The sequence below is a fragment of the Calothrix sp. PCC 6303 genome, from assembly GCF_000317435.1.
GTDB lineage: Bacteria > Cyanobacteriota > Cyanobacteriia > Cyanobacteriales > Nostocaceae > PCC-6303.
Window position 1 is genome coordinate 2158832 of sequence record NC_019751.1, and the last position, 26397, is coordinate 2185228.

Genomic DNA, 26397 nt, shown 5'->3' on the forward strand with positions numbered 1-26397 from the left:
AACTCCGCTCATAACTGCTAACTTAACGTCTTGCCAATCCCAAATTTTAAATGTTGTCTTTTTGTGCCATCGATAACATCAAATCAATCACCCGATTTGAGTAACCCCATTCGTTGTCATACCATGCCACAATTTTGAAAAAGTTCGAGTTCAACTCAATTCCCGCGCCTGCGTCAAAAATACTCGAACGGGTATCACCCTGAAAATCTGTTGAGACTACTTCATCTTCAGTGTATCCCAAAACACCACTCAAAGCTCCAGCGGCGGCGGATTTCATCGCCGCACAAATATCTTTGTAACTGGTGGCTTTATCAGTTTTAAACGTCAAATCAACAACTGACACATCAGGTGTAGGTACCCGAAAAGCCATACCTGTTAGTTTACCCTTTAATTCTGGTAGTACCAATGCTACAGCTTTAGCAGCACCTGTAGATGAAGGTATGATGTTTTGTGCTGCACCACGTCCACCTCGCCAGTCTTTTTTACTTGGACCATCCACCGTTGGCTGCGTTGCTGTTGTAGCATGAACTGTGGTCATTAAACCTTCGGCTAAACCAAAGTTATCATTAATTACCTTAGCAATAGGTGCTAGACAATTAGTAGTGCAACTAGCATTGGAGACAATTAAGTCTTTACTAGGATCAAATAAGTTATGGTTGACACCCATGAGTAAGGTGCGAACCTTTTCTGGTTCTTTGGTGGGTGCCGAGATAATTACCCTTTTTGCACCAGCTTTGAGGTGGTTTGATGCCCCTTCAAAATCAGTAAAAAAACCAGTAGATTCAACTATGTAGTCTGCACCTAATTTACCCCAGGGTAACTCCGCTGGGTTGCGAACTGACATGCAGGGGATAAATTTACCATCTACTACAAAGCCATCTTCCTTAGCTTCGATAGTACCCTTGTAGGGACCGTGGGTTGAATCGTATTTGAGTAAATAAGCGAGGTTATCGGGGGGTACCAAGTCATTAATACCGACAAACTCAATATTGGGGTTGTTCATACCAGCGCGGAATACCAAGCGACCGATACGACCAAACCCATTAATACCAACTTTTAATTTTGCCAATTAGAAACCTCCAAATCAGGTTATAGAAGGTTATGGTCAGATATGTTGATCTCAGAATTTTAACAAATACATCTGACTCTACCTAATCGTGACAGTTGGAGTCGGCTAAGGCGGATTTAATTGGGTTATTTTAATATTTGAATATTTCGCTATTGTACATACATGAACTGATGCCGATATATCATCAGTGTTTGGAATTATAATAATGTGTTTGCAATGATATAATATCTTTTTATTTAGTATCAAATGAGATAAATTTTATTTTTAATATGTTTGTAAATAACAGTTTTCCGACTAATTATCTAATTAGGTTAGATTTCCCGTGCGAAATAATTTAAAATAAAATATGGATTAATTAACATCCAAATTACTGATTATGGTTTTCCGAATTTTAAGTTTAGATGGTGGAGGAATTAGAGGTCTGGTTTCAGCATTGATGTTGACAGAAATTGAAAAAAAAATTAGCCAACCACTAAATCAGTATTTTAACTTAGTTGCCGGAACTTCTACAGGTTCAATTTTAGCTGCTGCAATTGCCGCAGGAGCTAATAGCCAAAAAATTGTAGAACTGTATAAGGAACAAAGCAAAATAATTTTCCCCTACCAGACACGTTGGACAACACAAAGAATACCTCTACTTTTGCAGTATGGATTTTCTGCTCCAAAATACTCAGATACTGGCTTAATTCAAGTTCTCAAAGCAACTTTTCAAGAAGCTAAACTATTTGACATTAATTACCCATTATTATTAATAGTTTCCTACGACACCATAGAGCGGGAACCAATAATTTTTAAAAGCTGGTGCTATGAACAAGATTACGGAAATGTCCCCTTGTGGGAAGTATGTGTTTGTTCTGCATCTGCTCCTAGTTATTTTCCTGCTCATCGCCTAATTAGACAAGTAAAAGGTAAAATTCAGGATGGATATACAGAGGTAATTGAGTTAGACGAAAATGCTTCCTCAGCTAATAATGTATATCAAAATATGAAAATCACAATTACCGATGGTGTAGGTAGTAGTCAAGTACGCACAATCAAGGAATATGTTGGAGAAAATAGACGGGCAACAGTTTCTCCAGGATGGGATAAAATACCGAATAAAACCTCAAGTTATACAGTTGAATCGATTTATTCTGCTATTGATGGTGGAGTCGCAGCAAATAATCCCTCCACTTGCGCGATCGCAGAAGCGCTAAAATTGGGTCATAGGTTGGAAGATATTACAGTCCTCTCCATCGGTACAGGCGATCGCACTCGCGTGATACCCTATGAAAAAGCGCGGAGTTGGGGTTTGATTCAGTGGGCACAGCCGTTAGTGGGTATACTATTTGATGGATCATCAGATATTTTTGATTACGTCAGCAATCAAATGATTCATCAGCGCCATTTACGTTTACAATTCAAGCTTGACAGACAACTGATTGGGAAACCTCTAAGTGATGATATTGATGATGTCAGTGATGAAAATATCAATAACTTAATTGAAGCTGCACGAGTCTATATGAAACAACCACAGATCCAAAAATCACTTGAAGATTTTCTCAAAATTAATTAGCCTGTTAATTTTGTCGATATTTTGGGAACAATATATTTGTTATCAATATTTTTGATGATGAATTTAATATGATTTTTATTCCCTCTCGTCAAACTGTTGTTTCATCTTTGGTTAGTTTTTTTTGCATTTGCGGAGTGACAATACTACAATTTCAACGAATGCAAACATTTGGAGATAACAAACAATCAGTTTCCGTTGCAGCCCTGAAAAAAGATTTACAATTGGAACAGGCAAATCTCAAAATACTCAAGCAAGCTCCAACATTTGGCTTTGATAATGTTATTGCTAATTGGGCTTATTTAGGTTTTGCTCAATACTTTGGTGACGAAGAAGCTAGATCTAAAACGGGTTATAGTCTTAGTCCTGAATATTTTGAAGTGATTCTTAAGCACGATCCTCGATTTGTGATTGCATATCTTGCTTTGTCAACTAGCACCTCAATGTATGCAGGTTTACCAGAAAATTCAGTCAATCTTACTAAACAAGGTTTAAAACATCTTTCTCCCTGGGATCCCAAAAATTCTTTTTATGTTTGGCGCTACAAAGCAATTGATGAATTACTATTTTTAGGTGACTCAAAATCAGCAAAAAATTCCTTCAAATCAGCGGCAGATTGGGCAAAAAAACACCCAGACAAAGAAAGTCAAGAATCCGCATATATTTCTGAAAGAACATCTAACTTTTTAAGCAAAAATCCCCAGAGTAAAGCTGCTCAAATATCTGCATGGGTGATGGTACTACAAAATGGTGTCGATCCGGAAACTCAAAAAAGGGCAATTAAGGCAATTGAAAGATTAGGAGGAACAGTTATGAGGACAGCAGAGGGACAAAATCAAATTAAGTTTCCTCAAAAAGATTCATGAACTTGATTGCTGAAATTGCTGAATTGATGAAATAATTGATTTTGGAAGATGACACAACATAAAAAAATCTAAGTTAGGAAACACTAAGATTACTTATTGGTACAACGGTAAGGTTATTAACTCGCCAAACTTGGAAATTGCCATTGATGACCCAGGTTTGCTGTATGGTGCTACAGTTTTTACGACTCTGAGAGTTTATGAGAATTATTTAGAGCATGACTTGACAAATTGGAATTTACATGTATCAAGACTAAATAATTCCTTAAAAATATTTGGCTGGCAACAACCAAACTGGAAACATATCCGTGAAGGTGCAGAAATGATGCTGCATGATTTCCCCATTTTGCGGATCACGATTTTTCCAGATGGACGAGAGTGGGTTACGGGGAGAAATTTCCCGCCAAATTTAGCAGCGAAACAAACTCAGGGAATCACTGCTAGCTTAATATCACCAGATATATATCGCTCGCTACCACAGCATAAAACAGGAAATTATTTAGCCTGTTGGTTAGCAAAAACTAACGACTCCCAAGAGGGGATATTTCAAGATACAGCAAATAACTGGTTAGAGACAACCACAGGTAGTTTGTGGGGATGGAAAGATGACTGTTTGTGGACACCACCACTAGATAAGAAGATACTACCGGGGGTTATGCGATCGCATATCCTCAACAAACTAGAAAACCAAAAGCAACCAGTTTCTCAAGAACCATGGACACCAGAACTGGTTTCTAGCTTTAATGCGATCGCTTACAGCAATTGTGTGGTAGAAATCGTTCCTATTCATACTGTTATCAATGGTACTAGCAAACTTACATATAACCCTCAACACCCTTGTTTACAGCAATTAAGGCAACTTTTTTCACTTTAAAACTTTCTCACACATCGAACTCTTTTCCCCCTGCACCCTGCCCCTCTGCTTCTTTGTAGTGGAAACCGTCCTCATCCACCCTTTCAGATCGCTACAATACGATCCTTAAGTGCCAACATCTCAAACTAATAACCAAAAGTTTTTTTCTCAGATTTAAGCAAAGGCATTCTGATATACCTTAAGATAAGTTAACATAATTCTTAATAATGCTTTTTCTTCAAAACTAGAGATGCTCTGTATCCACCCTTGGTGTATGCCTTAGCATGTAGGCGCAAAAAATTATAGGAGGACTGACCTAGGTGAATAATAAAAGATGGAGAAACGCTGGGTTGTATGCACTACTTTTCATAGTAGTAATTGCGCTAGGAACAGCTTTCTTTGATAAGCAACCCCAAAGTAGGGAAACATGGCGCTACAGCCGATTCCTAGAAGAAGTTGACAAAAATAATGTTGCCCAAGTTAAGCTGAGTGCAGACCGCCAGACGGCTGTAGTCAAGTCTCAAGCTGGTGAGCAAGTTTTGGTAACTCTAGTAGAAGACCCTACGCTAATTAATACACTTGCTGAAAAAGATATTGATATTAGCGTGCTACCTCAAACCGATGAAGGTTTCTGGTTCAAAGCACTCAGCAGTTTATTTTTCCCAGTATTGCTATTAGTCGGTTTGTTCTTCTTACTACGTCGCGCCCAAAGTGGTCCCGGTAGTCAAGCGATGAACTTTGGTAAATCCAAAGCGCGTGTGCAAATGGAACCCCAAACCCAAGTCACCTTCGGTGATGTCGCGGGGATTGATCAAGCAAAATTAGAATTAAACGAAGTTGTAGACTTCCTTAAAAATGCTGACCGATTCACAGCCATCGGTGCCAAAATTCCTAAAGGTGTACTTTTAGTTGGACCTCCAGGAACAGGTAAAACCCTATTAGCGCGCGCAGTTGCTGGTGAAGCTGGTGTACCATTCTTCTCCATCTCCGGTTCTGAATTTGTAGAAATGTTCGTTGGTGTGGGTGCTTCCCGCGTCCGCGACCTATTTGAACAAGCAAAAACCAATGCTCCCTGTATCGTCTTCATCGATGAAATTGATGCAGTCGGTCGTCAACGGGGTGCTGGTTTAGGTGGTGGTAACGATGAACGGGAACAAACCCTGAACCAGTTACTAACTGAAATGGACGGCTTTGAGGGTAACACAGGTATCATCATTATTGCTGCTACCAACCGTCCTGATGTCTTGGATGCTGCGTTACTACGTCCCGGACGTTTTGACCGTCAAGTTGTGGTAGATCGTCCTGATTACGGTGGACGCGTAGAAATCCTCAAAGTTCACGCTCGTGGCAAAACCTTAGCCAAAGACGTTGATATTGAGCGGATTGCCCGTCGTTCCCCTGGTTTCACAGGTGCAGATTTGTCTAACTTGCTCAACGAAGCCGCTATTTTAGCAGCACGTCGCAACCTCACCGAAATTTCCATGGATGAAATCAACGACGCAATTGACCGTGTGTTGGCTGGTCCAGAGAAGAAAGATCGGGTAATGAGCGAACGCCGCAAACAATTGGTAGCTTACCATGAAGCGGGACATGCTCTAGTTGGTGCTTTGATGCCTGATTATGACCCCGTACAAAAAATTAGCATCATTCCTCGCGGTCGTGCAGGTGGTTTAACCTGGTTTACCCCCTCAGAAGATCGCATGGACAGCGGTTTATATAGCCGTTCCTATTTGGAAAACCAAATGGCTGTAGCTTTAGGTGGACGTATTGCCGAAGAATTAATCTTTGGAGATGAAGAAGTCACCACAGGTGCATCTGGAGATTTACAACAGGTTGCACGAGTTGCTCGTCAAATGGTGACACGCTTTGGAATGAGCGATCGCCTTGGTCCTGTAGCATTGGGTCGCCAACAAGGTAACATGTTCCTTGGTCGTGACATCATGGCAGAAAGAGATTTTTCAGAAGAAACTGCAACTGCCATTGATGAAGAAGTGCGGAAGTTGGTAGATATTGCCTATGATCGTGCCAAAGATGTGTTGTTGAAAAACCGTCACGTCTTAGATCAACTTGCAGATATGTTGGTTGACAAAGAAACCGTTGATGCAGAAGAGTTGCAAGAACTTTTAGCTAACAACGACGTACAAACAGCCGCATTTGCTTAAGTTTTGATCGTTGATTAATGTCAATTCATCAAACCCCTGCTTAATCCTTCTCCAAATCAAGGAGATATTTAAGCAGGGGTTTTTGTTGGTATTAGACCCCCGATTTCTTCAAGAAGTTGAGAATCTGGAATTTAAATTTTTAAATTCGCATGAATTTAACTGAAATCTGCTGTATTTACCAAAATACAACCTGTACGGGCAGGAATATTTAAGATAATTTGCTGAGAATTATCTGTATTATGATGTTTAATTTCAGCTTCACCATATATTAATTGATTTGGCTGATTGTAAAAGTTTGTTGTATCTAAGGTTGCCTCGGCTGATCTAGTTCCAGAATTGACGGCGATAATTAGTTCTTCTTTTTCTAAGGTACGACTAAAAATATACACCTCGCCTTCAGTATGTAAAACCTTATAATCCCCGGTTCGCAAACATGGATATTTGTAACGGATAGCAATAAGTTGACGATGAGTATCAAGCAATTCATGGTTCCATGCTGATTCTACAGGAAAACCACGGCGTGAATCTGGATCAATCGCACCTTCTAAACCTACTTCATCACCATAGTAGATGCTGGGGGCACCAGGAAAAGTCATTAAGAGTAACGTTGCTAGTTCGACACTTTGAATATCTGCGGAGGCAATCGTGATTAACCTTGCTGTGTCGTGACTTGCCAGGAGGTTGAGTTGGGTAAGCTGGATTTCTCTAGGGTACAGTTGGAGTAAATGTTGAATTTGAAGAGCGTATTGTGCCGCAGAAAGGGCAGGATATGGTTGATAATCACGATCTTTTACCTGTTCTAAGATTACGCGATCGCCTGCTGTAAAAGCTATGGTTGGTCCGGTAAATAGGTAGTTCATCACACCATCAAATTGAGTACCATCTAACCATTTACGGGAGTCTCCCCAAACTTCCCCCACTATATAGGCTTCGGGATTTAGTGCTTTGACTCTCTGACGGAATTCTTGCCAGAATCCTGGTGTTCTAATTTCAAATGGGACATCTAAGCGCCAACCATCAATACCGAATTCTAACCAATACTCAGCTATTTCCATGATATATTCCCGAACTTCAGGGTTATCGTGGTTGAAAACTGGTAACGCTCGATTTCCTACCCAACTGCCGTAGTTAGCAGGGAAGTCTCCGGTGTATGGTGCAAGGGGCCAGCCTTCAATTTTAAACCAATTTAACCAGGGTGAATGAGGTCCATTTTCTAAAATATCGTTGAAGCCGAAAAAGCCGCGACTGCAATGGTTAAACACACCATCAAGGACAACTTTGATATTTCTACTGTGTGCTGCATCTAGAAATACCCGAAATGCTTTGTTTCCCCCTAAAATTGGATCTACTTGATAATAGTCATGGGTGTGGTAGCGGTGATTACAAGCTGATTGAAAGATGGGTGTAAAGTAAATGGCGTTAATTCCCAAGGACTCAATGTAGTCGAGTTTTTCTATCACTCCCCACAAATCTCCCCCTTTATAGCCTTGTTGGGTTGGTATAGCATCCCAATCTTCCCAATTGCCATTTTCAATTATTCTTCTGCGCGATTCCTGCGGTGTCCGCTTCCCAATTGCAAAGCGGTCTGGGAAAATCTGATAGAAGACGGCGTGCTTTACCCAGTCTGGTGTTTTAATGTCCATGAAAATTTGTAATTACTGCATTACTGTACAGTAAAGTCATATTTTCCCAAATTTACATCCAGCTTTAGGAAGTTTTGATACTCCCCAGCTTGAGCAAAGCAAACCCGGTACAAACCTCCTATTTTAAGGGGAAAAGTTTTTGCTTTCGTGTTCAAGCTTCTTCCAAAAACCCGCCTACTGCCCTCATTGACTATTTTTCGGGAATACCCACCGGAGACAAACAAGCGATCGCACGCAGGTTTTGACAGCGCATTAACTCAATAAAATCTAAACCTGTACGTCCCTCAATTTGAGCTACAACCTCGATTGCAGATAATAAATGTTCCGCAGCTTCCGTTGCTGAATACCCCCGGCGCTGTGCAACTTTAATGGCACCGTTATCCGCATTAATTTCTGTCTCTTGGGAATTATTAATCCGCCAAATCCGCGTCATTGCCAATCCAGTCAAACTCAAAGCCGCAGCAATTCCCACCACATCACCCTGGCTGATTTCCACAACACTAGCCACCAACCCAGCAGCTAATACACCTTGATAAATATCTGGCTTAAACCATTTAATCCCAATCAACCAGCTAACTGTTCGTAATAACACTAAATCCCGTTGAGATTTACTTAAACCCTTCCAGAGGTCAAAATTAATATAAATGGGTCGTGATTGATGCCAAGGTAAAGGAAATGACGCGTCAATGACCTTTGCTTGCTCTGGTTTGCTGACAATTTTTGTCCACATACGCCCTGAAGCAGGCATAATATCTAACAGGCGGTTGACTTCTAAATTCGGATCCATAATTAAATTTAGATATATTGAAACTAGTAATTTATCAAGTTTGTAGAATCATACAAATCAAAAGTTCTCTTCTACATTCAGTATTTTGTCCCTCAGATAAGTAGCTCAACAGAATTAATTACACAAATTTTCTTTCTGTTGCCTGTTCCCCGTTCCCTGTCCCCTTTCTTTAACTATGGATGCTTTTGCCCCCAACCCACCAGAATGGACAACAAAGTCTATTCATGCTTTTGATTTTTGTTGTCCAACTTGTCACGCAAGTAGTTTAGAAGCTTTAGAAGTTTGGATCAACAGGCGTTCACCCGTACTCACCGACAATCGTAGTCGTAAATGGCAAGAATTTTACCATTGTCAATGTGGTTGTGCATGGTGGGCTTGGAGTAGCGATCGCCCTGCCACAAATCTGGTAAAAATTGAGGAAGAATCTGATTTTATTTAACCAAACTTGGGGAATTCCCCACGGCTCTATAGCCTGGGGATGGATAGCAACAGATGCTCCATCCAGCACGCCACGTTTCTGGGGGCGGATGCCCTAAGATTGCTGGCTCATCTAAAATATTTGATTTGATTGTAGAAAAATGGTAAGATTACAGTGGTTGCGACCCACCCAGAAGACTAAGAGGCTACGGTACTCGGCTAAGATTGGGGAAGAGACATAAACCCAGCTGGTAAGCTATTGCTGTAATTCCAAGGTAAATCTGCCGACAAAATAATCAAACAATCTCAGGAAGTGGGATTGCTGCCTGTGGACGCGGTGTAAGACCAAAAGCTAGACGGCTGGTGGAGGCAATTGCGAATGAGACGGGAAACTCCGTAGACGAATAAAACCGTCCTTGTGCTAGTTGAAATTGGAAGCCCCATTTTCAGCGAAAGGCAAGATGGGGTACTTCACCTAAATACCCTAATTTTGGGTGCATTGAGATAAGCTTGGGGATTTTCAGGATCAAACTCCAAGCCATTAAAAAACTTTTCCACACCACGGGATGTACTGGGGGGAATTGCTGCTTCTTCACCAATGAATTTAGCAGCTTCTCGCCACAAATCCTCACGATTAACTGCATCAATTAAGGGTTGAGTGGGAAAATCAGGGGAACGATTACCCCAGCGCATATCCTCGGTTAAAAACCATAAATCATGACTTTTGAAAGGGTAGGAAGCATTTTCACGCCAGTATTTAATGGCATGGGGACTATTTTCCACCACACGTCCATCACCATAGTCGATTTTACCCAGTAAGCGATCGCGTACTAAATCGGTCTTCACACCAATCCACTCTCGTTGTGATACTATCTCAAAAAGCTCCTCTTTATTCTCAGCGCGATCGCACCAAATTTGAGCTTCCATCACAGCAGCTAACAGCGCTTTTGCAGCCTGGGGATATTTATCAACCCATTGGGAACGCACTGCTAGAGCTTTTTCTGGGTGATTGTTCCATAATTCCCCACTTGTCACCGTAGAATAACCAATTCCTTGCTTGATTAATCGATGATGCCAAGGATCAACCACACAGAAAGCTTCCATACTTCCGCTTCGCATACTCGCCACCATTTGCGGGGGTGGCACTACAATTATCGATGTATCTTTATCTGGATCAATACCACCATAAGCTAACCACCAGCGCATAAAAAAATCGCCTGTCACCCGGCGATAAGGAACTGCACAACGTACAGTTTCCTCCGTCAGAGTCTTCTGAGCAAAAATTGACTTTAGGGGTGAGCTATCTATACCTAGATGTAAATCTTTGTAAGTATTGGCAACAGATATTCCCTGCCCATTTAGATTCATTCGTGCCAGAATATACATTGGTATTTTTCTGCCATAACTAATTTCCCCTGTAGCCATCAAATACGCCATGGGAAATAAAATATGGGAACCATCCAAACCTTCATTAGCAGCACCTAACATCAGTTTATCTCTGATTACAGCCCATGAAGGCTGCTTTTTCACTTGGACATCCGGCATCCCATATTTGGCAAAAAAGCCCTTAGCTTTGGCAATAATTAGAGGGCAAGAACTCATCACCGGAACGAATCCCAGTGTTGCGGTTGTTACTTCTGGAGTATCCCTCACCGCAACATGAACATTGTGATTTGAGTCGCTAGTTGTCACGCTAGAACTAGAACGGTTAATTATCGTATGAGCCAATGCAGTTGCACCTACCGCTGCAATAAATTTTCGTCTATCAAGTTTTGCCATATCAGCTAATTTAAGGATGTAGATTACTGAAGCCGAAATCTCAATTTTGAGTTTATCAATTCAAAATATTCGGTGGTTTCCCTGAATACAGTTGTATGACAATTGGGCATTTTTTTATTTAGAATACTCTAAGTGCAATGCAATTTAAACTTGTGAATATTTAGCTCGTTCCTGATTTTGCAAGAACTGCATCATTTCATGACGGAGTACATGATATTTGGGGTCATTCATCATATCGATAGAGCGAGGGTGTTCCAAGGGTACATCCAAAACTTGACCAATAGTTGCAGCCGGACCATTATTTAGCATAACTACCTGATCAGAAAGTAATAGAGCTTCATCTATATCATGAGTCACCATAATCGTTGTGATATGGCAGATGTTACAGATCCGCATCAATTCAATTTGCAAAGAACCACGCGTCAATGCATCTAATGCTCCAAATGGTTCATCCAATAGAAGTAACTTTGGTTGAATGGCTAAAGCCCGCGCTAGTGCAACTCGTTGTTTCATCCCTCCTGAAAGTTGGCTTGGTTTTTTATTTGCCGCATCTTTCAAACCAACCATTTCTAAATGAGAGGCAATAATTTGATTGCGTTCATGGGTAGATTTACGAGGCATAGCTTTGTTGACAAATAAGGCGATATTCTCCCATGCCGTTAGCCAAGGTAACAGCGAATAGTTCTGAAATACCACCATGCGATCGCGGAATGGTTGCTTAACCAATTGTCCATCAACTTTTACCGAACCCTCTGTAGGTTTTTCCAAACCAGCTACTATATTCAAAAGTGTAGATTTGCCACACCCAGAATGACCAATTAGAGATATAAAATCACCCTGTTTAATATCTAGATTAATTTCTTTGAGAACAATATTTTTATTGCCATCTTGGAGATTAAACTCCTTTTCTATTCCTTTGATTTCCACAAAGCTAGACATAAATATGCTCTTTGATTAATTACTTTGGTTTTACCCGAAAAATCCAGATAATTTTAAACTGCTCTCTACTTTATTAAAGTTGGGAACATCTCACTTTTATTTCAACACTGACATACTTAGTTGGTATTTTATTCTTGAGGTGTAACTTTATCGGAAATAAAAACCATAATCTTATCTAAAATCAAACCAACTATACCCAAATAAATAATTGCTAAAATGATTTCATGAATGTTAGCATTGTTGTATGCATCAACAATAAAAAAGCCAATTCCATCATCAGAAAGTAGCATTTCAGCCGCCACAACAGCTAGCCATGATAGACCAACACCGATTCTTAGTCCAGTGAAAATATAGGGTAAAGTTGCAGGTAGTAAGATTTGGAAGAAATTTTCAAAAATTGACAACCCAATCAATTTAGAGACATTAATATAATCTTTAGGTACACGCTGTACGCCCAAAGCTGTATTTAAAATTATGGGCCAAATAGCAGTAATAAAAATCACAAATATAGCTGAAGGATTTGGTTTCAGAAAAACAGCTTGAGCCATGGGTAGCCAAGCTAGGGGAGCCACTGGACGCAGTAGTTGAATAATCGGATCAATTGCTTGTCGGCAAAAACTATTCAAACTAATAATAAATCCGAATGGAATACCTACTAATACAGCTAAAGAGTAACCAAACGCAACTCTTTTGAGACTAGCGAGAATTAACCAGAAAAATCCCTTATTATTTCCTCCTTTGTTAAAAAATGGATCTTTAATTAAATCCCAAGTATTAGTCACAACTGCAAAGGGAGAAGGCAGGGACGTATCCGGTCGTAAACTCAGTAGGTGCCAGATTATCAAAAGAATGAAAACACCAGATATAGATGGAATAAATTGCTTTAGCCCCCAATAAACTATTTGTTTGAGGTGTCTGGAAAAAGTCTTACTATTATTTTGTATCTGCATTCAGGATGAATCTTACCTCAAGTATTTTCCCGCAAAATTATAAGATATAGGACTCATATTTGATTTTTGTTGGTGTAACCTCCGCTTTGCGCTTAGGGACTTCCAATTAAATAATTATCCAATTTTCTGTTGTGGAACAGGCATCTTAGCTGTTTTTTCGAGCAAGACTTCGGCGTGAGCGCTCAGTCCTTACCTCCGGTACACTTCGTTCCGACAGGCTCAGGAAGCATCGAACGCTGCCCAAACCACAGGATATTTTATTTTCTGGAAGTCCCTTAAAGATACGTAGGGTGTGTAGGGTTCCTTGCGGCATCCAAGAAAAGCTACACCGTAACGCACCAAACCCTTGAGAATACTGCGTTACGCGAAATGCTAACGCACCCTACAAATACCTAATTTTGTAAGTGCAAAGCACAGACTACGCCAACAAAAATCAAACCGGATTCCTATATATAACTGTTATTAGGCGAAACTATCAGTCTCACCAAGCTAAAACAGCTTTTATAGCTACTTTGCAATTATCATAAACTATACCTAGTACAGGTCGGCGGAAATAAACCAACCATTGCAAATAGACAAAAGCTTGTTTTATGGGCTTTATTCCTTCTGCCTTCACGTACTAGAACAACTTCAAAGTAACTTTGCAGGCGATTAAATCCCGCGTATTTTTGATCGCTTCCATCGCTGCGATCCTGCACGTAATCGCAAAGTTGAAGGTATCGGACTGGGTTTAGTAAATAGGTATTATTTGTATTGGTATAAATTTAAATTAATACTTCCATTTAGCCACACCTGTTATCCTTTACCTGAAGTTTTATCACAGGTTAATGATGAGCATTACTTAATGGCAATAAAGCAATAAAAATAACCTACCTAAAGGTACAGCTAAATTATCCATTTTTTCATAGATTGTATAGGTTAATTTATCTTGTCTTTACACATTCTTGTAAAAATACGGTTAGATTATATACTTAGAAAAATAGAAAATTAGGCTGTTCTCTACTGCATAAATATTGATTTAAGTAGGCAAGTTAAAGCAAATATTCATCTACCTAAAAACTAGAGGCAAAAGCGTGAAAGCAGTGATTTTGGCTGGAGGACTTGGTACCCGTCTGAGTGAAGAAACAAGTGTTAGACCTAAACCGATGGTAGAAGTTGGTGGTAAGCCGATTTTGTGGCACATCATGAAAATCTACTCGGCACATGGTATAAATGATTTCATCATCTGCTGCGGTTATAAGGGCTATGTAATTAAAGAATATTTTGCTAATTACTTTTTACATATGTCGGATGTAACATTCGACATGCGTTTTAATCAGATGAATGTCCACGCTGGCAATGCTGAACCTTGGCGTGTCACCCTGGTAAATACTGGTGATACCACTATGACAGGTGGTCGATTAAAACGGGTGCGAGAGCATATTGGCAATGAAACTTTTTGCTTTACCTATGGTGATGGTGTTAGTGATGTGAATGTCACAGAACTGATTAAATTCCACCAAGAGCAAAAAACATTAGGGACAATGACATCCGTACAACCACCAGGACGCTTTGGGGCAATTGTACTAGGACAAGAGCAAACCAAAATCACCAGCTTTAGAGAAAAACCCGAAGGTGATGGTGCTTGGATTAACGGCGGCTATTTTGTTCTTGAACCAGAAGTAATTGATCTCATTACTGACGATACAACAGTGTGGGAACAGGAACCTTTAGAGAAATTGGCAGAAAAAGAACAGTTATCTGCTTTTAAACATGGTGGCTTCTGGCAACCGATGGATACAATACGCGATCGCAATTACCTTGAAGACCTCTGGAATAAGAATAAAGCTCCTTGGAAGGTTTGGTAAATTGTGGTGGCGGAACTTATCGTAGTTAACGTTAAGTCTTAATTCAGGGTGAGGGCGAATAGTTAAAAACTTAACTATGCAAACGTGACATGTCACGTATCTACCAATAAAAATACATTACAGGGAATTGAGCATACCAGATGTATGATTTTGTGATTATAGGTGGAGGCATTGTCGGTCTTTCTACTGGCATGGCTCTTGGGAAAAAGTATCCACAAGCAAAAATTGCTGTCTTAGAAAAAGAAAGTAATTGGGCATTTCACCAAACTGGAAATAACAGTGGTGTAATTCACTCGGGTATTTACTACAAACCGGGTAGCTTCAAGGCAAAATTCTGTCGTGATGGTGCCAACTCGATGGTGGAGTTTTGCCAACAACATGGTATTGATCATGAAGTGTGCGGCAAAGTCATCGTTGCCACCGATGAAAGCGAATTACCCCGCTTAGAAAATATCTACAAACGTGGCGTTGATAACCGTATCCCCGTTCGCCGAATCACCCCCGAAGAAGTCCGTGAAATTGAACCCCATGTGCAGTCAGTGGGGGGAATCAAAGTTGAATCTACTGGTATAGCAAATTACAAACAAGTTTGCTTCAAGTATGCAGAGATCATTCAACAACAAGGTGGAGAGCTACATTTAAACACCAAAGTTACCAAAATTGTCCCCAGTGGCAAAAACCAAGTAATTGAAACCACCAAAGGGAATTTTGAAACCCGCTTTGTCATTAACTGCGCCGGACTGCATAGCGATCGCGTTGCGCGAATGGGCAAGGTAGATCCCCAAGCCAAAATCGTTCCTTTCCGGGGAGAATATTACGAACTAGTCCCCGAAAAACGCTACCTAGTCAAAACTTTAATTTATCCGGTTCCTAATCCCGATTTTCCCTTCCTCGGTGTCCATTTTACGCGTATGATTGATAACAGCGTCCACGCAGGACCTAACGCTGTATTAAGTCTGAAACGGGAGGGCTATAAAAAGACCGATTTCGACTTGCGTGACTTCGCTGAAGTCATGACCTATCCAGGATTTTGGAAACTAGCAGCGAAAAATGCCGACGAAGGTATTCAAGAAATTATCCGTTCCTTTAGCAAAGCTGCCTTCACCCGTAGCCTGCAAAAACTGATACCAGAAGTTCGTTCTGAGGACTTAGTACCAACCCATGCGGGAGTGCGCGCTCAAGCCTTAATGAACGATGGGAAACTCGTGGATGACTTTTTGATTATCCACGGGGAGAATTGCGCCCATGTATGCAACGCACCCTCACCAGCTGCCACATCATCAATTGAAATCGGCAAAGCAATTACAGCCGAAATCCCTGAACAATCACACTTACTAACAACCATCAAAGCATAGGATTGAAAGATAATGAAAATTTTGGTAACTGGTACAGAAGGCTATCTCGGCTCATTACTACCCCCCTTGTTATTGGAACGCGGACATGAAGTAATTGGTGTAGATACTGGCTACTACAAGGTGGGCTGGTTATACAACGGCACCGACTTTACAGCTAAAACCCTCAACAAAGACATTCGTAACATTTCCGCTGAGGACTTGGAAGGCGTAGATGCCATTGTTCACATGGCAGAACTATCCAATGATCCTGCTGGTCAATTATCTCCAACCATTACCTACGATATTAACCATAAAGGCTCAGTTAGACTTGCCGAATTGGCAAAAAAAGCCGGAGTTCGTCGCTTTGTTTATATGTCTTCTTGCAGTGTTTATGGTGTAGCAACCGATGGTGATGTCACCGAAGAATCGGCAGTAAATCCTCAAACTGCATACGCTGAATGCAAAACCTTGGTGGAACGGGATGTTAAACCCCTTGCTGATGATGACTTTTCTCCCACCTTTATGAGAAACGCTACAGCCTTTGGTGCTTCACCTCGGATGCGGTTTGATATCGTTCTCAACAACTTAGCTGGGTTAGCTTGGACAACCAAAGAAATCAAGATGATTAGTGATGGTACACCATGGCGACCCTTAGTCCATGCCCTTGATATCTGCAAAGCGATCGCATGTACTCTGGAAGCACCACGGGACATCATTCACAACCAAGTATTTAACGTTGGTGACACCTCCAACAACTACCGTGTTAAGGAAATCGCCGAAATTGTTGGCGGAGTTTTCCCTGGATGTCAAGTTAGCTTTGGTGAACAAGGTTCTGACAACCGCAGCTACCGCGTTTCATTTGAAAAAATCAACACCCTATTACCTGGATTCAAATGTGATTGGAATGCTCAACGCGGTGCTGAACAACTATACAAAGTATTCAGCCAAATTGATATGACAACAGAAACCTTCCAATCTAGAGGTTTTACTCGCTTGAAGCAGTTAGAATACCTGATTCGGACTCAACAAATAGACACAGATTTCTTCTGGGTTAAACAATAATTAATTTAGAATTAGTTTATAGACCATTTTCTACATTAATTTCTGCAAAATAATAAACATGTCCAGAAATTAATTACCTATTATCCATAACTATTGTAGAGACGTAGTAATACTACGTCTCTTTTTTGGGGATATGTAATGTGTAGATTTTTGTGGTTATTGCGATCATGATTTAAGTCCATACTTTAAGATTTTTTTTCATCACTAAAGCTATCGGCTTTAAGATCGAAAATAGAATCTCGGCAATTTAATACTCATTGATAAATCTTCAATTTTTAATTAAATACTTAACTTATTCTCTAACTTTAATTCTCTAAGCAAAGAATGAACCAGTTGTCAATAACTTCTTGACATTTAGTTACTATTTAGTACACAATAAAATCAGTGCTGAAAAGCACCATTATCATGCTTGTATTAAGTGGATTTAACGGGGCATCTAATTTATTTTTCCAAATAATTATTGGCAATTTGGCAAAAGTATCAAGTTGACAATAAAAATCGCTTCCCAATAATCTAAACAGCAGATCATGACTAAATTACTAACTATCGCTATTCCTACATACAATCGTTCCGAATTGCTGGACAAGCAATTAAATTGGTTGGCAGATGCAATTCAAGGATATGAATCAGAATGCGAAATTTTGGTTTCCGATAATTGCTCAACTGATAAAACCAAAGAAGTTGTAGAAAAATGGCAGTCAAAACTAAGCAATATTACCTTTAACTATAATCGAAATTCCCAAAATATTGGCGTTCTCAGAAACATTGGTTACTGTCTAAAAACAGCGAATACTAATTTCGTTTGGACAATTGGCGATGATGATCCGATTCAAACTCGTGCTGTTGCCTATGTAATGGACAACATTAAAAAACACGATGATTTATCTTTACTTTTCCTGAATTTTTCCGGCAGAAACAAAAATACTGGGGAACCAGTACATCCACCAACAATTACTGGTAATCGTTGGTTTGATGCTGATAGTGAAGATTGTCAAGGCAACAGCAAAGCTATTTTTGAGCATTGTTTTGAAAAAAGTATTGGTGCAGTAATTTTCCTCACAGCAACTATCTACCGCACTGATTTAGTCAAACAAGCCTTTGATTTTTGGCAAGAAGCAGATGAAAATTGGATTTATCTGGCTTATTTAGCAGGTTACTGTGCTGCCCGTGGTAAAATCATCGTCACCAAAGAAACCTACATGGAATGCATTGTTGGTGTTAGCTATTGGCAAAAAGAACAAAAAGCAGCATTGTTGATGCAATACAAACATACACCAGAAGTAATTGTTAAATTGGAAGAAACTGGATATTCAAAATATTTCTGTCGCCGAATGATTTTGCGGAACTTTAAAGAAGTGAATTTAAAAGTATTTTTGGGCGCTTTGCGAAGATGGCCACTTCATACCCTAGAAATTACCCTTTCTTTCACTACTTTAATCGGCATATCAGCTTGGCAATTTATACAATTGAATGCTTTAAAATCTGATTCAGTAATTGGAACAACAGTGTAATAAGTTTGATTAATAGTTCAGCGATAAATGGTTTTATTTAAAACATCAGAAATATCCAGAAATCACTGATATACTGATGTATTATTTTCAATGCATTTATCTTTGAATAAAGATAAAAAGACTTAACTATACCTCACAATTATGTTGAAAATCCTTTACGGAAAACTTGCTGAATTGAGATCTGAATTGGTTTATAAATTAGCAATCTCAAAACATCGAGTTCATCTACCCAAATTAGATCTACAGGAACGGCAAATTTATGGCAGAAGCGATATTCCTACGGAACGCAGAAGCGATCGCGCAATTCTCGAAACCCTAAAAACAGAAGGTGTATGTATCACCTCCTTAGATGAATTGGGCTTGAAATCATCTGCTAGTTTGCTAGAAGCAGCCTATACCCAATTGTCCGCGATGGCTGCACCAAAACACAGCAGCAAAGGTCAAAAACTACCACAAATCTATACTCTCACAGATTTTGCGGAGTTTTCTAACTGGGGCAACGAAAATAGACTACTCAACATTGTCGAAAACTACATTGGTTTACCAATTAGATTTCAAGGTATACATCTACGTAAAGATTTTCCTAACGAAGATCAATTTGGGACTCTTTTGTGGCACAAAGACTCTGAAGATCGTCGGATGGTCAAAGTAATTATCTATTTGAGTGATGTTGAAGAAAAACATGGTCCATTTGAATATGTACCATTACCTCTAAATCGGATAAACACACTCAACTACTATCGAGTCTATTATCAACTTTGGCGCTCTAGATATATAGGTATTGATGACCAAACTTTAGAAAAAATCATCCCTCAGTCTGCCTGGAAATCTTGTCCAGGAAAAGCTGGTACCGTAATCCTCGTAGATGCCAAATGCGTGTTGCACCATGGAACTCTCCGAACAGAAGAACGTTCCACCCTATTTTTTGTCTACACAGCAAATCCACCCAAACGTCCAGAACTATGCACCCAATATTGGGATGATACCTTCACTAAACCCAAACCAGTGGGTTCCCTAACATCAGTATCTTAGCTTCTTGATAGCTTAGACTTCACCCTGCAACTTAAAGATACTCGGCTTCTGCAATCAGTTGGGTATCTTATTTTTTTTACTGTATTTTAAAGACATTCTGATTTGTATGGGAGTATACTGGCATCTGGTATTGCAAATATATTACAGAAACTTTATAAAACCAGCAGAATCCACATAAAATCCATTGCCAGTCAGATGTAAGCTATTACTTAAGTAGTGATATGACATCATATTTTTACTTAAATGGGAGACAAAACTAGTTATGTAATCTCACTTAAGTCTCTACAAAATATCACTAGAAATCAACCGTCTCATTTAGGAATTTACGCAGGAGTGAATTGCCCATGATATTTACAGAAACAGACCTTAAAGGCGCATTTGTGATCGATTTAGAACTCAAGCACGATCATCGTGGTTTTTTTGCTAGATCTTTTTGCGCTCAAGATTTTGAAGCACATGGTCTCAAACCCACAGTCGCCCAATGCAACTTGTCATTCAACCATAAAAAGGGAACATTGCGAGGAATGCACTATCAAATTGCACCCGCAGCAGAGACAAAATTAGTCCGTTGTACCAAAGGTGCTATTTACGACGTAATTATTGATATGCGTCCAGAATCCCCAACATTTTTACAGCACTTTGGGGTTGAACTAACTGATGACAATCGTCGTGCTTTATATATTCCCGAAATGTTTGCCCATGGATACCAAGCATTAACCGACGGGGCAGAAGTTGTATACCAGGTTGGTGAATTCTATACTCCTGGTTACGAACGTGGGTTACGTCATAACGATCCATTCTTTAATATTCAATGGCCCCAAGAAGTTACAGAAATTTCTGAAAAAGATTCAAACTGGCCACTGTTGAGAATGATGAGTGTGGGAGGTACTCGCTAAATCCCACACTGAGTATAGTTGTATGAAGAATTGGTTCAAGGTGCAGTAATCACAAATAATCTTATTGCTCAGAATAGCAAATTTATCTCTTATATTTCTGAAAAATTACTGAATCAGCACCAATTAATTCATAAACTCAAAGCTACTTTGCTGATACCTGAAGAAAGTCGCAAAAAAAATCAGGTGTTTAGCTTCTACCTTAATCCAAAAATAAAAAATCAGGAGTATTCAAATGATTATCGTTGATCAGGCGTTGAAAGCCAGACAAGAAGCAGGGAATCCCGTTAAAGTTGGCATGATTGGTGCTGGTTTTATGGGACGAGGAATTGCTAATCAAATTATTAATTCGGTTCCAGGGATGGAACTAGTGGCAGTTTCTAACCGCAACCTGGATAAAGCCCAACGTGCTTACAGTGAAGCCGGGATTTTAAATCCAAAAACCGTCTCTACAGTGGGTGAATTGGAAAATGCGATCGCACATGGTGAATATGCCGTATGCGAAGATGCAATGTTATTATGTCGTGCCGCAGGTATTGATGCCCTAGTGGAAGTAACAGGTGCAGTGGAATTTGGCGCGCATATCGTGATGGAAGCAATTAACCATCGCAAGCATGTGATCATGATGAATGCCGAACTAGATGGTACCATCGGCTCAATTCTGAAAGTTTATGCAGACAAAGCCGGAGTTATCCTCACAGCTTGTGATGGGGATCAACCAGGAGTTGAACTTAATTTGTACCGATTCGTGAAAAGTATTGGTTTAACTCCACTACTTTGCGGCAACATCAAGGGTTTACAAGACCCCTATCGCAATCCCACTACTCAAGAAGCATTCGCCAAACGTTGGGGACAAAACCCCAGTATGGTGACAAGCTTTGCCGATGGGACAAAGATATCCTTTGAACAAGCAATAGTTGCCAACGCCACAGGAATGACAGTCGCCAAACGGGGAATGTTGGGCTATGACTTCGATGGTCATGTTGACGAAATGACCAAAATGTACGATGTAGATCAACTTAAAGAACTGGGTGGCATCGTCGATTACGTAGTTGGAACAAAACCCGGTCCTGGCGTATTCGTATTTGCCACCCACGATGACCCTAAACAACGCCATTACCTAAATTTATACAAATTAGGAGAAGGTCCACTATATAGCTTCTACACTCCCTACCACCTCTGCCACTTTGAAGTCCCCCTATCTGTAGCCCGCGTCGTTTTGTTCGCAGATTACGTTCTCACTCCCTTAGGTGCGCCTTTAGTCGATGTTGTCACCACTGCCAAAATTGATCTCAAAGCCGGAGAAATACTAGATGGTATTGGGGATTACATGACCTACGGTCAGTGTGAAAAATCTGACATCACCCAAACACAGAACCTATTACCAATGGGTTTAGCAGAAGGATGTCGCCTCAAACGCGATGTATCCAAAGACGCAGTATTGACTTACGATGACGTAGAACTACCAGCAGGTAGGCTTTGTGACAAGTTGCGTGCCGAACAAAATGCCTACTTTCCCGTAGGTAAAACTGTCGCCGCAGTTGCTAGATAACAGATAAATAACGATTTGCAACAGTGGCAATTATTTAGATTTGACAATTGAAGTTTAAAATATTGGTGAAATCATCAAATTATTAGCATAAAGCTCTTCAACAAACCATATGATAAATAAACGCTTGCTGTTGCGAATCGCCTAATCCCAGATTTGGGTTATTTGCATATCAACGTCTTCAGCGAATATACTGAGTACATATAAAACTAAAAAAATATCTTAAGTTCCGATTTCAACTTAAATTATTAGACCCAAAACCAAAATTATACAAAATTAGGGTAAACAAAATGAAAATTGCTCTAGTCCATGATTATCTAACTCAAAAAGGCGGAGCAGAGCGTGTATTTGAATTATTATGTAAGCGCTATCCCGAAGCTGATATATTTACTTCTTTATACAATCCGCAAGAAACCATTGATTTAGGCGATCGCGCAGTAAATACAACATTTTTACAAAATATACCAGGTGCAGCCAAATACTTTCGTTTAATGGCTCCACTATATTTCCCGGCATTTCGGGCACTTGATCTACAAGACTATGACCTGATTATCAGCAGCAGCACCAGCTTTGCTAAAGCTGTCAAGAAAAAACCAGGTGCTATTCACATCTGCTTTTGCCACAATATCACCAGATTTTTGTGGGATACTGAAACATATTTACGGGAATATGGAGATTATCGCTACTTTGCTCCCCTAATTGAGCAAGTTTTCCAGGCAATGCGAAGTGTAGACCTGCGGTATGCTCAGGAACCAGATCTATATATTGCAAATTCTAGCATCGTTGCACGGCGAATCAGAAGCACATACGGCAAAAAAGCCATAGTGATTAATTACCCCATCGACACAGGTAAGTTTAGTTTCACCAACACTAAACAAGATTACTACCTTGCCTCAGCACGAATGATTAGCTATAAACGGCTAGATATAATAGTCGAAGCTTTTAATTGGTTAGGATGGCGATTGTTAATATCAGGCAATGGTCCAGAACGCGATCGCTTACAATCCAAAGCCATGAAAAATATCGAGTTTGTGGGGCACGTCACCGATCAAGAGCGAACTCAGCTATTCGCTAATGCTAGCTCAGTGATCGTAGCAGCACTTGAAGATTATGGACTTGTTCCAGTCGAAGCAAATGCCAGTGGGACACCAGTGGTTGCCTTCGGTGCAGGTGGAGTATTAGATACCCAAATACCTGGAAAAACAGGTGTATTCTTCAAGCGACAAACCCCCGATTCGTTACAGGCTGCACTACTAGAAGCCAGGGAAATTTCCTGGGATTACGAAGGAATTCGTAATCATGCTGTCAAAAATTTTTCAGAACAAGCTTTTTTTAGTAAGGTTGAGCAAGTCATTGAGCAGACTTGCAGCCTATACCAATCATCGACTCGATTTGTTAGCTGAGGGATAGTATAAAGTGATTCAGACCACAGTCAATCCGGTTCTTAACCAATCTCCTGACAATGACCCAGGTTATGGTCAATTATTTACAGTTTTAATTCGTAGGTTTCCTTGGTTTTTAGCAGTCTTCCTTTCATCCATCGCTGTTTCTGCATTTATTACTAAAACAACACCTCCCACATACAAAAGTTCCATGCAGCTTTTGGTGGAACCAAACTACAAAGGTAAATCTGAAGGAGGAGATAATTCTCAAAATCAATTTACCGACCCCACTATTCAAGTAGACACTGCAACCCAACTCAACTTGATGCGAAATACTGAGCATGTTGAGAAAGCAGTTCAAGAACTCAAGGAAAGATATAGCGAATATAAAGATCTGAATACTAGTCAGGTCAAACGTTCTATAGTGCTGTCGCAAATTAAAGAGAAAGAAGATAACATTGCCACTAAAATATTTCAAGTTGAATATACCGACCGGGATCCAGTCAAAACTCAGCGAGTTCTCCAAGCACTACAAAGAGTTTATATAGAGTACAACCAAGAACAACAAAACGAAAGATTACGCAAAGGTTTAACCGTAATCAACGAGCAACTAGACAGAGTTCGTAAAGATCTTGCAGATTCAGAAGCTAGACTTTTGAGATTTCGCAAAACTCAAAACCTCACCGATCCCGAAACTGAAGTCAAAAACCTCGAACAAACACTAGCTGGAATTGAACAAGAACGTCGCACAATTCGTTCCCAATATCAAGAAGCCCTAGCGCGTTACAATTCACTGCAAGATCAACTTAAGCGTAACCCTCAAAATGCCCTGGTATCAGCTCGTCTAAGTCAATCTACCCGCTACCAATTCTTACTCAACGAAATCCAAAAGACAGAATTAGAACTGGAAAAACAACGCGCCACTTTTACTGATGAAGCTGAAGTTGTCAAAAAGTTACTTTACCAAAAACAAGAACAACTTCGATTATTACAGCAAGAAGCAGGCATCACATTAGGGCAAGATGCAGGTGCAGTAGATCCTAATGCTTCCCTACGAGAACAAGGAAATGATAGTCAAATTGACCTCAGCCTCGCTTCCCAGTTAGTTGAAACCCAAACCAGCGTCATTGGTTTAGGTGCTAGAGATCAAAGCCTTGCAGGTAGAGAACAACAAGTTCGCACTCAACTAAAACGATTCCCCGCTTTACTAGCTGAGTATAATCGCTTACAACCATCAGTAAAACTCAATAATCAACGTTTTGAAGATCTTTCTAAATCTGAACAACAACTACGTCAAGAACTTGACAAAGGCGGTTTTGACTGGAAAGTAGTTGAAAAAGCCCAAGAAGGTAGTTTCATGGGACCAGACATGAAACAAAACCTGATGCTGGGTGCAGTTGTTGGATTAATATTGGGAGGAATCACCGCAGCTCTACGGGAAGCATCCGATGATTCGGTTCACACCACTGCTGAACTAGAAAAGCAAGCAGCCTTACCATTATTGGGAACCACCCCTAAATTACCTCCAGCCAAAGAAAAAGACTCAATTATTAAGCTACCCTTTGGAAAACCCGAAGTCCTCTCACCTTGGACAATTCAAGTTCTCCAATCTCCTCCACGCTGGGAATCACTCGACTTAATTTACAAAAATATCGAGTTACTAAACTCGGTAGCAATGCTCAAATCATTAATGGTGACTTCACCTTTACCAGATGAAGGGAAGTCAGCTTTAGCTTTAGGTTTGGCAATGAGTGCTGCACGTTTACACAAGCGAGTGCTTTTAATTGATGCCAATTTACGGGAACCAAATCTGCATAAGCAACTTAATCTTCCCAACGAGCAAGGACTTTCAAGTCTACTGGTAAGTGATACTCCTTTACCAGAACACATTGGTGTTCAATCTTCGGGATCATCTTACATAGATATTCTGACCGCAGGACCAGAACCTCTAGATCCAGCTAATCTTCTGAGTTCACCTCGCATGGAGCAATTGATGGCAACATTCGAGGGAAATTATGATCTAGTTTTAATCGATGCACCTCCAGTTATCGGATTGGTGGATGCACTACTAGCTGGTTCAGCCTGCCGTAGTGTTGTTATGGTAGCAAGTATCGGTAGAGTCACAAGGACACAAATTACTCAGGCAACAACTATGTTGAATAAACTCAATTTGATTGGTATTGTCGCCAATGGAGTTTCCAATTCAAATAGTACATATATTCCGTATGTCAAACAAAACCGGTTAGCTCTACAACAGTCTATGGAAAAATAGTGTCTTCACCAAAACGAATACACAGCCAAATTTCCAAAGGAAAAAGCTGATACATCCGGCTTTATAATATAAATAATCAGCCTATCAAAGGTAAAATCAAAGTCATTTACCCTTGGTAGGCTATTTATTATGGCTGTTAATTATCCAGATGAGCTATTAAGTTCCTTACTTCTGCTCTGTGGGTTTTAGAAGTTATGAATTTATTGACTTCCAGAAATTGCAGAAGGAAAAAGGGGGGTTTTGATATGGGGATTTAGACTAGTAAAGCATGGCGTAAATAACTAGACCATTATTTGAGCTTGAAATGCACAGTAATAAACGGCTTTCCCTCACTCACTGCCTACTGCCTACTTACTACTGCCTTGACGTACTAAGCTGTTGACTTTGTGCTTTTTTGGAGCTAAAAGTTCACGCAATATCTCTGACGTAACTTGTTCCTCGTCTCTGGCAAGGAATACAGATTTGGAGGCGGAGCCTCCAGTGGGGATAAGAGGCGGAGCC

At 40.1% G+C, this 26397-nt stretch carries 20 protein-coding genes; 14 read left to right on the forward strand and 6 right to left on the reverse strand.

The window, feature by feature from the left end; genetic code table 11:
* Positions 1–46: 46 nt before the first annotated feature.
* Complete coding sequence (gene gap, locus CAL6303_RS08775) at positions 47–1069, reverse strand: type I glyceraldehyde-3-phosphate dehydrogenase (protein ID WP_015197489.1); 1023 nt, start codon at positions 1067–1069, stop codon at positions 47–49.
* A 376-nt stretch (positions 1070–1445) separates the two neighbouring features.
* Here gap and CAL6303_RS08780 point away from each other — a divergent pair, with 376 nt between their 5' ends.
* From CAL6303_RS08780 to ftsH3, 4 genes are all read left to right on the forward strand, one after another.
* Positions 1446–2624, forward strand: coding sequence for a patatin-like phospholipase family protein (locus CAL6303_RS08780; protein ID WP_015197490.1), 1179 nt, complete (start codon positions 1446–1448; stop codon positions 2622–2624).
* Between the two features lie 68 nt (positions 2625–2692).
* Positions 2693–3487: a hypothetical protein gene (locus CAL6303_RS08785; RefSeq protein WP_015197491.1), complete on the forward strand. Its 795-nt coding sequence runs from the start codon at positions 2693–2695 to the stop codon at positions 3485–3487.
* A gap of 130 nt (positions 3488–3617) precedes the next feature.
* Positions 3618–4358 (forward strand): aminotransferase class IV, encoded by a 741-nt coding sequence (locus CAL6303_RS08790; RefSeq protein ID WP_321572297.1) that lies wholly within the window; start codon positions 3618–3620, stop codon positions 4356–4358.
* A gap of 299 nt (positions 4359–4657) precedes the next feature.
* Entirely contained in the window at positions 4658–6499 is a 1842-nt protein-coding gene (gene ftsH3 / locus CAL6303_RS08795; RefSeq protein WP_015197493.1) for an ATP-dependent zinc metalloprotease FtsH3, read from the forward strand.
* A gap of 155 nt (positions 6500–6654) precedes the next feature.
* On the opposite strand, the gene CAL6303_RS08800 is transcribed toward ftsH3, so the two are convergent.
* Positions 6655–8142 (reverse strand): glycoside hydrolase family 13 protein, encoded by a 1488-nt coding sequence (locus CAL6303_RS08800; RefSeq protein ID WP_015197494.1) that lies wholly within the window; start codon positions 8140–8142, stop codon positions 6655–6657.
* 190 nt (positions 8143–8332) lie between these two features.
* A complete protein-coding gene (locus CAL6303_RS08805; protein WP_015197495.1) occupies positions 8333–8929 on the reverse strand; it encodes a DUF3318 domain-containing protein in 597 nt (198 codons plus the stop codon).
* 175 nt (positions 8930–9104) lie between these two features.
* Between CAL6303_RS08805 and CAL6303_RS08810 the strand changes: the two genes are divergently transcribed.
* On the forward strand, positions 9105–9368 hold the full coding sequence (locus tag CAL6303_RS08810; protein WP_015197496.1) for a hypothetical protein: 264 nt from the start codon (positions 9105–9107) through the stop codon (positions 9366–9368).
* A 449-nt stretch (positions 9369–9817) separates the two neighbouring features.
* Here CAL6303_RS08810 and CAL6303_RS08815 read toward each other — a convergent pair whose 3' ends face one another.
* The 3 genes from CAL6303_RS08815 to ntrB form a co-directional block, all read right to left on the reverse strand.
* Positions 9818–11125, reverse strand: a complete 1308-nt coding sequence (locus tag CAL6303_RS08815; RefSeq protein WP_015197497.1) for a CmpA/NrtA family ABC transporter substrate-binding protein — start codon at positions 11123–11125, stop codon at positions 9818–9820.
* 144 nt (positions 11126–11269) lie between these two features.
* The gene (locus CAL6303_RS08820; protein WP_015197498.1) at positions 11270–12064 is read right to left on the reverse strand and encodes an ABC transporter ATP-binding protein; all 795 of its coding nucleotides are present in this window, start codon (positions 12062–12064) and stop codon (positions 11270–11272) included.
* A gap of 128 nt (positions 12065–12192) precedes the next feature.
* Entirely contained in the window at positions 12193–13014 is an 822-nt protein-coding gene (ntrB, locus tag CAL6303_RS08825; RefSeq protein ID WP_015197499.1) for a nitrate ABC transporter permease, read from the reverse strand.
* Positions 13015–14087: 1073 nt separating this feature from the next.
* Here ntrB and rfbF point away from each other — a divergent pair.
* The 9 genes from rfbF (at position 14088) to CAL6303_RS08875 (ending at position 25896) form a co-directional block, all read left to right on the forward strand.
* Positions 14088–14861 carry a glucose-1-phosphate cytidylyltransferase gene (gene rfbF / locus CAL6303_RS08830; RefSeq protein WP_015197500.1) on the forward strand — a complete coding sequence of 258 codons (774 nt, stop codon included), beginning with the start codon at positions 14088–14090 and terminating at the stop codon, positions 14859–14861.
* Positions 14862–15001: 140 nt separating this feature from the next.
* On the forward strand, positions 15002–16216 hold the full coding sequence (gene lhgO, locus CAL6303_RS08835; protein ID WP_015197501.1) for an L-2-hydroxyglutarate oxidase: 1215 nt from the start codon (positions 15002–15004) through the stop codon (positions 16214–16216).
* A gap of 12 nt (positions 16217–16228) precedes the next feature.
* Positions 16229–17257: an NAD-dependent epimerase/dehydratase family protein gene (locus CAL6303_RS08840; RefSeq protein WP_015197502.1), complete on the forward strand. Its 1029-nt coding sequence runs from the start codon at positions 16229–16231 to the stop codon at positions 17255–17257.
* A 527-nt stretch (positions 17258–17784) separates the two neighbouring features.
* Positions 17785–18768, forward strand: coding sequence for a glycosyltransferase family 2 protein (locus CAL6303_RS08845; RefSeq protein WP_015197503.1), 984 nt, complete (start codon positions 17785–17787; stop codon positions 18766–18768).
* Between the two features lie 141 nt (positions 18769–18909).
* Positions 18910–19800, forward strand: a complete 891-nt coding sequence (locus tag CAL6303_RS08850; protein ID WP_015197504.1) for a hypothetical protein — start codon at positions 18910–18912, stop codon at positions 19798–19800.
* Between the two features lie 344 nt (positions 19801–20144).
* Positions 20145–20696, forward strand: a complete 552-nt coding sequence (gene rfbC, locus CAL6303_RS08855) for a dTDP-4-dehydrorhamnose 3,5-epimerase (RefSeq protein WP_015197505.1) — start codon at positions 20145–20147, stop codon at positions 20694–20696.
* 232 nt (positions 20697–20928) lie between these two features.
* Positions 20929–22245: an NAD(P)H-dependent oxidoreductase gene (locus CAL6303_RS08865; protein WP_015197506.1), complete on the forward strand. Its 1317-nt coding sequence runs from the start codon at positions 20929–20931 to the stop codon at positions 22243–22245.
* Positions 22246–22532: 287 nt separating this feature from the next.
* Entirely contained in the window at positions 22533–23645 is a 1113-nt protein-coding gene (locus CAL6303_RS08870; protein ID WP_015197507.1) for a glycosyltransferase, read from the forward strand.
* A gap of 13 nt (positions 23646–23658) precedes the next feature.
* Complete coding sequence (locus tag CAL6303_RS08875; protein ID WP_015197508.1) at positions 23659–25896, forward strand: GumC family protein; 2238 nt, start codon at positions 23659–23661, stop codon at positions 25894–25896.
* The last annotated feature ends 501 nt before the right edge of the window (positions 25897–26397 follow it).

Bases quoted from the DNA above. Each gene is read 5' to 3' on its own strand.
- CAL6303_RS08805 (WP_015197495.1), bottom strand. From the start codon at position 8,929: ATGGATCCGAATTTAGAAGTCAACCGCCTGTTAGATATTATGCCTGCT.
- CAL6303_RS08820 (WP_015197498.1), bottom strand. From the start codon at position 12,064: ATGTCTAGCTTTGTGGAAATCAAAGGAATAGAAAAGGAGTTTAATCTC.
- CAL6303_RS08840 (WP_015197502.1), top strand. From the start codon at position 16,229: ATGAAAATTTTGGTAACTGGTACAGAAGGCTATCTCGGCTCATTACTA.
- CAL6303_RS08780 (WP_015197490.1), top strand. From the start codon at position 1,446: ATGGTTTTCCGAATTTTAAGTTTAGATGGTGGAGGAATTAGAGGTCTG.
- ntrB (WP_015197499.1), bottom strand. From the start codon at position 13,014: ATGCAGATACAAAATAATAGTAAGACTTTTTCCAGACACCTCAAACAA.
- CAL6303_RS08850 (WP_015197504.1), top strand. From the start codon at position 18,910: ATGTTGAAAATCCTTTACGGAAAACTTGCTGAATTGAGATCTGAATTG.
- CAL6303_RS08815 (WP_015197497.1), bottom strand. From the start codon at position 11,125: ATGGCAAAACTTGATAGACGAAAATTTATTGCAGCGGTAGGTGCAACT.
- CAL6303_RS08865 (WP_015197506.1), top strand. From the start codon at position 20,929: ATGATTATCGTTGATCAGGCGTTGAAAGCCAGACAAGAAGCAGGGAAT.
- CAL6303_RS08810 (WP_015197496.1), top strand. From the start codon at position 9,105: ATGGATGCTTTTGCCCCCAACCCACCAGAATGGACAACAAAGTCTATT.
- CAL6303_RS08785 (WP_015197491.1), top strand. From the start codon at position 2,693: ATGATTTTTATTCCCTCTCGTCAAACTGTTGTTTCATCTTTGGTTAGT.
- lhgO (WP_015197501.1), top strand. From the start codon at position 15,002: ATGTATGATTTTGTGATTATAGGTGGAGGCATTGTCGGTCTTTCTACT.
- CAL6303_RS08800 (WP_015197494.1), bottom strand. From the start codon at position 8,142: ATGGACATTAAAACACCAGACTGGGTAAAGCACGCCGTCTTCTATCAG.
- rfbC (WP_015197505.1), top strand. From the start codon at position 20,145: ATGATATTTACAGAAACAGACCTTAAAGGCGCATTTGTGATCGATTTA.
- CAL6303_RS08870 (WP_015197507.1), top strand. From the start codon at position 22,533: ATGAAAATTGCTCTAGTCCATGATTATCTAACTCAAAAAGGCGGAGCA.
- CAL6303_RS08845 (WP_015197503.1), top strand. From the start codon at position 17,785: ATGACTAAATTACTAACTATCGCTATTCCTACATACAATCGTTCCGAA.